Source organism: Variovorax sp. 20P10.2.4, from assembly GCF_058244205.1.
This window is the reverse complement of the sequence record NZ_JBZAYE010000497.1, coordinates 1-5,590: the sequence shown is the minus strand read 5'-3', so window position 1 is coordinate 5,590 and position 5,590 is coordinate 1. Positions and strand designations below refer to the sequence as shown.

Genomic DNA, 5,590 nt, shown 5'->3' with positions numbered 1-5,590 from the left:
CCCGCGACGGGGTTGTCCACGGTCACCTCGAGCGCCGCGAAGTCGAGGTCGCGCGCCCGGTCGATCAGGCGCGCGCTCATCGCGCGGTCGCGGAACACGTAGAGCTGGAACCAGGCGTTGCCCTGCGCCGCCTCGGCCACGGCTTCCATGGTCGCGGTGGCGGCCGTGCTCATCACGAACGGAATGCCGAAGGCGCGGGCGGCCCGCGCCAGGCAGCGGTCGGCGCCGGGCCAGGCCGCGCCCGCCAGCCCCGTGGGCCCGATGATCAGCGGCAGGGTCCACGAACGGCCGAACAGCTGCATCGCCGTGCTGCGCTGCGAGACGTCGACCGGCGCGGAGCCGAGCAGCCGGACGCGGTCGAAGGCGCTGCGGTTGCCGCGCACGCTCGACTCGGAGCCCGCGCCGCCATCGATGTAGTCGAACACCATGCGCGGCAGCGCGCGCCGGGCCAGTTCGCGGAAGTCGTCGATGCAGTGCGCTTGCAGGTAGTGGGTCATGGTCGAACGAAAATATTAAGCCGTCCAGCCGGCATATTTAATGGCGCTTTGGCCTTCGGCGAGGAGGCCGCGGCATGTTTCGTGCGCCGTGCCCACGGCGCGCGAAAGCCCGATGCGCGCAGGGCTCATCCGAGCAGCAGCGCGTCGTCGGCCACCGTCTCGCCGCGCGTGCGCTCGAACAGTTGCAGCAGGTCGGGCACGTCCATGCCGGCGCGCTGCGGCCCGCTCACGTCGAGCACGACGCGGCCCTCGTGCAGCATCAGCGTGCGCGAGCCATGGCTCAGGGCCTGCCGCATGCTGTGCGTGACCATCATCGCGGTGAGCTGCTGCTCCTCCACGATCCGCTGCGTGAGCGCGAGCACGAAGGCCGCGGTCTTCGGATCGAGCGCGGCCGTGTGCTCGTCGAGCAGCAGGATGCGCGAGGGCTTGAGCGAGGCCATCAGCAGGCTCACGGCCTGCCGCTGGCCGCCCGACAGCAGGCCCATGCGGTCGTTCAGCCGCTGCTCGAGCCCCAGGTCGAGACTGCGCAGCCGGTCGCGGAACAGCTCGCGCAGTTCGCGCCGCAATGCCGCGCGCAGCCCGCGCCGCTCGCCGCGCCGCCAGGCCAGCGCGAGGTTCTCCTCGATGGTCAGCGCCTCACAGGTGCCGGCCATCGGGTCCTGGAACACGCGCGCCACGAGCGCGCTGCGCTGCCAGGCGCTCAGGCGCGTGACCTCCACCTCGTCGATGAAGATGCGGCCGCTGTCGACCAGCAGGTCGCCACTGAGCGCATTGAGCAGGGTCGACTTGCCGGCGCCGTTCGAGCCGATGACGGTGACGAACTCGCCGCGCGGAATGCTCAGGTCGAGCCCGCGCAGCGCGCGGTTCTCCATCGGCGTGCCCGCATGGAAGGTCACGCGCAGGTCCAGTGCCTTCAGCATGCGCCGGCCTCCTTCTTCTTCGATGCGCCGAGGGCACCGCGCCGCCGCGCCAGGAAGCGCTTCGAGGCCGGCATCACGAGCGCGAGCGTCACCAGCACGGCCGTGACGAGGTTGAGATCCTGCGCCTTCAGGCCGATGAAGTCGCTGTTGAGCGCCAGCGCCACCAGCATGCGGTAGAGCACCGCGCCGACGACGCAGCCGAGCGTGGCCCAGGCGATGCTGCGCATGGGCAGCAGGGTCTCGCCGATGATCACGGCCGCCAGCCCGATCACGATGGTGCCGATGCCCATCGACACGTCGGCCCCGCCTTGCGATTGCGCGAACAGTGCGCCCGCCAGCGCCACGATGCCGTTGGACAGCGCGAGCGCGAACAACGACAACCGGTCGGTCGACACGCCCAGCGCGCGCGCCATCCGCGCGTTGCCGCCGGTGGCGCGCATGGCCAGGCCGGCCTCCGATCCGAAGTAGCGGTCGAGCGCGAACTTGACCGCCAAGGTGACGGCCAGCAGCACCAGCGCGGTGGTCCACGGCCCGGGCAGCGCCTCGAGCGGCGGCGTGTTGAACACCGTCGACGCACCCAGCAAGGGCTCGTTGGGCTTGCCCATCACGCGCAGGTTGATCGAGTAGAGCGCGATCATCACGAGAATGCCCGCGAGCAGTTGCATGATCTTGAGCTTGACGTGCAGCCAGCCGGTCGTGAGGCCCGCGAGCGCGCCCGCGGCGAAGGCCGCCGCGGTCGCGGCCAGCGGATGCCAGCCGCCCACCAGCAGGGTCGCGGCCACGGCGCCACCGAGCGGGAAGCTGCCGTCGACGGTCAGGTCGGGAAAGTTCACGACCCGGAACGAGATGAAGACGCCGAGCGCGACCAGCGCGAAGATCAGGCCCACCTCGAGCGAGCCCTGGAAAGCGATGAGGGACATCGATGCTCCGGCCGGCGCTCAGTCGATCACGCGGGTCGCGGACTTGAGCAGCGCATCGGACAGCGCCAGCCCCTGCCGCCGCGCCGCGGCCTGGTTCACGAGCAGCTCCAGCGTCGGGCTGACCTGCGAGGCGATGCTGCCGGGCGCCTCGCCCTTGAGCACGCGCACCACCAGCTTGCCCGACTGGCGGCCGAGGTCGTGGTAGTTGGTGCCGATGCCCAGGGCCGCGCCACGCGCCGCGAGCGAGGGGTCGGCCGCGATCAGCGGCACCCGGCCCTGGTCCGCCACCTTGGCCAGGGCCTCGAAGGCCGAGGTCACGTTGTTGTCGGTCGGCGCGTAGATCGCATCGACCTTGCCCACCAGGCTCTGGGCCGCGCTCGCCACGTCCACGGTGCGCGGCGCGGCACCTTCGATCACGCTAAGGCCAGCCGGCTGCGCGAGCTTCTTCAGCTGCGCGATCGCGGCGACGGAGTTGGCCTCGCCGGGGTTGTAGACAACGCCGATGCGCCTGGCGGCCGGCAGCGCCTGGCGCAGCAGGGCCAGGTGCTTGTCCAGCAGCGGCAGGTCCGACACGCCCGTGACGTTGCCACCCGTGGCCTCCCACGATTTGACCAGCTTCGCGGCGACCGGATCGGTCACGGCGCTGAACACGATCGGGATCTCGCGCGTCGCCGCGACCACGGTCTGCGCCGAGGGCGTGGACATCGCGACGATCACGTCGGGCCGGTCGCCGACGAACTTGCGCGCGATCTGGGCCGCGGTCGCGGTGTTGCCCTGCGCGCTCTGGTAGTCGAGCCGCAGGTTCTTTCCGACCACGTAGCCGGCGGCGGCGAGTTCCTCGACGATCCCCTGGCGCGCCGCATCGAGCGCGGGGTGGTCGACGATGGCCGTGACGCTGACGCGCGCATCGGCGGCGTGCGCCGGCAGCGCGGCGAAAGGAGCGAGGACGAGCGCGAGCAGCGCCACCCGGAAGGGGCGTTTCATCATGGGGAGATCTCCAGTGGTTTAAGGGGTCGACGAACGCACAAGGTGTGAAGAAACCGTAGCGAGCGCCCCGAGGTCGCGCCGAGGACCGGAGCCGTACTCTGTACGGTGAGGACCGCAGGTGCGAGATCGGGGCGCGCAGTAGGTTTATTCACGCCTTGTCAGAAGAACCCGGTGACCTTGCCGGGATTCAGGATGCCGAGCGGATCGAGCGCGGCGCGCAGCGCCTGCATGACGCGAAAGCCGCCGCCGGCCTCCTCGCGCAGGAACTCGACCTTGCCGTGGCCGATGCCGTGCTCGCCGGTGCAGGTGCCGCCGACCGCGAGCGCGCGCCGGATCATCCGCGCATAGGCGGCCTTCACGCGCGCAATCTCGGCGGCGTCCGACGGGTCCACCATGAAGCACAGGTGGAAGTTGCCGTCGCCGACATGGCCGCAGATCGGCGCGATCAGCCCTTCGGCCTGCACGTCCTGCTGCGCGGCCTCGATCTGGTCGGCCAGCTCGGAGATCGGCACGCAGACGTCGGTGGGCAGGCCTTCGGCGCCGGGGCGCAGGCCCTTGTTGGCCCACCAGATGTCGTGCCGCGCCTGCCACAGCCGGCTGCGGTCCTCGGGCCGGTGCGCCCACGCGAAGTCCTGGCCACCGTGCGAGGCCGCGATCTCGCGCACCACCTTCACCTGGTGCGCGACCTCGGGCTCGCTGCCGTGGAACTCGAAGAACAGCGTGGGCGCGACCGCCATGCCGAGCCGCGAATAGCGGTTCACGGCCTCCACCTGCAGCGCGTCGAGCAGTTCGACGCGGCCGAGCTGCACGCCGCCCTGCAGCGTCTCGATCACGGTGTCGACCGCGGCGCGCAGCGTGCCGAAGGCGCAGGTGGCGGCCGCCACGTGCTCGGGCAGCGCATGCAGGCGCACGGTCGCCGCCGTCACGATGCCGAGCGTGCCCTCGGCGCCGACGAACAGGCGCGTGAGGTCGTAGCCGGCCGCGGACTTGCGCGCGCGCGTGCCGGTGCGGATCAGTTCGCCGTCGGGCAGCACCACCTCGAGCGCCATCACGTTCTCGCGCATGGTGCCGTAGCGCATGGCGTTGGTGCCCGAGGCGCGCGTGGACACCATGCCGCCGATCGATGCGTCCGCGCCCGGATCGACCGGGAACTGCAGGCCGGTGCCGTGCAGGTGCGCGTTGAGGCTCTTGCGGGTCACGCCGGCTTCGACGGTCGCGTCCATGTCGGCCGCGCGAACCTCGCGGATGCGGTCCAGCCCGCGCGTGTCCAGGCTGATGCCGCCGCGCAGCGCCGCGATGTGGCCCTCGCAGGAGGTGCCGGTGCCGAAGGCGACGAGCGGCACGCGCCGCGCGGCGCAGGTTGCGACGATGCGCTGCACCTCGGCCACGGTCTGCGGAAACGCGACCGCATCGGGCGGCATCACCGGATGGAAGGTGGTGTCGCGGCCGTGCTGGTCGCGCACGGCCGGCGCCGTGGACAACCGCTCGCCGAGCCAGCCGCGCAGGTCGTCGATGCAGGCCAGGGTCGCATCGTTCATGCGGCCACCGCCTTCTGCTCGATGCGGCCGAACGGCTCGCGCCCGTCGTCGGTATGGAACGACAGGCTCACGGTGTCGCCCGGCACCAGGTACGGCGCCAGCGCATCGGGCCCCTGCCCCGCGAGCTGCTGCAGCGTGCGCTGCTCGACGATGCAGGCCACGCCGCGCGATGCATCGCGGTTGGAGACCGTGCCGGCGCCGACGATGCTGCCCGCGCCGAGTCCGCGCGTGCGGGTGGCGTAGCGCAGGATGTCGACGAAGCTGAAGTCCTGGTCGTCGCCGGTGCGCAGCTCGCCGCGCACCTGGCCGTTGACCTCGACGCGCAGGCGGCCGAAGGCGCGGCCCTCGCGCCAGTCGGCGCCCAGCTCGTCGGGCGTGACGGCGAAGGGGCCAAAGGCGCTCGCGGGCTTGCCGTGGAAGAAGCCGAAGCCCTTGGCCAGTTCGCCCGGGATCAGCGCGCGCAGCGAGACGTCGTTGACCAGCACCAGCAGCCGCACCTGGGCCAGCGCCTGCTCGGGCGTGGGCGCGGGGCCCAGGTCGCCGGTGATCACGGCCAACTCGCCCTCGAGGTCTGTACCCCAGGCCGGGTCGGCGGGAATGTCCTCGCACCAGGCGAGGTTGCGATCCGACAGGCCCTGGTAGATGACGGGCTCGGTGCGCGCCGACGGCGGCATCTCGGCGCCGCGCGCGCGGCGCACGCGCTCCATGTGCGACAGGTAGCCGCTGGC

General features: G+C 71.8%; 6 protein-coding genes. All 6 read right to left on the bottom strand.

Features of this window, described 5'->3' with window-relative positions; all coding sequences use genetic code 11:
- Positions 1–497 (bottom strand): alpha-hydroxy-acid oxidizing protein (locus AC27VN_RS31210; RefSeq protein ID WP_490879063.1); only part of this gene is annotated, 497 nt, incomplete at its 3' end.
- Positions 498–622: 125 nt separating this feature from the next.
- Entirely contained in the window at positions 623–1,417 is a 795-nt protein-coding gene (locus AC27VN_RS31205; protein WP_490879062.1) for an ABC transporter ATP-binding protein, read from the bottom strand.
- Positions 1,411–2,337, bottom strand: coding sequence for an ABC transporter permease (locus AC27VN_RS31200; RefSeq protein WP_395345618.1), 927 nt, complete (start codon positions 2,335–2,337; stop codon positions 1,411–1,413). Before AC27VN_RS31200 ends, AC27VN_RS31205 begins: the two co-directional genes overlap by 7 nt.
- Positions 2,338–2,355: 18 nt before the next feature.
- On the bottom strand, positions 2,356–3,321 hold the full coding sequence (locus AC27VN_RS31195; protein ID WP_490879064.1) for an ABC transporter substrate-binding protein: 966 nt from the start codon (positions 3,319–3,321) through the stop codon (positions 2,356–2,358).
- Between the two features lie 161 nt (positions 3,322–3,482).
- A complete protein-coding gene (locus tag AC27VN_RS31190; RefSeq protein ID WP_490879061.1) occupies positions 3,483–4,862 on the bottom strand; it encodes an FAD-binding oxidoreductase in 1,380 nt (459 codons plus the stop codon).
- Positions 4,859–5,590: fumarylacetoacetate hydrolase family protein (locus tag AC27VN_RS31185; protein ID WP_490879060.1), on the bottom strand; the 732-nt coding region annotated here is incomplete at its 5' end. The genes AC27VN_RS31185 and AC27VN_RS31190, both read right to left, overlap by 4 nt.

Excerpts from the sequence above, each read along its gene's own strand:
- AC27VN_RS31205 (WP_490879062.1), bottom strand. The coding sequence starts at position 1,417 with ATGCTGAAGGCACTGGACCTGCGCGTGACCTTCCATGCGGGCACGCCG.
- AC27VN_RS31200 (WP_395345618.1), bottom strand. The coding sequence starts at position 2,337 with ATGTCCCTCATCGCTTTCCAGGGCTCGCTCGAGGTGGGCCTGATCTTC.
- AC27VN_RS31195 (WP_490879064.1), bottom strand. The coding sequence starts at position 3,321 with ATGAAACGCCCCTTCCGGGTGGCGCTGCTCGCGCTCGTCCTCGCTCCT.
- AC27VN_RS31190 (WP_490879061.1), bottom strand. The coding sequence starts at position 4,862 with ATGAACGATGCGACCCTGGCCTGCATCGACGACCTGCGCGGCTGGCTC.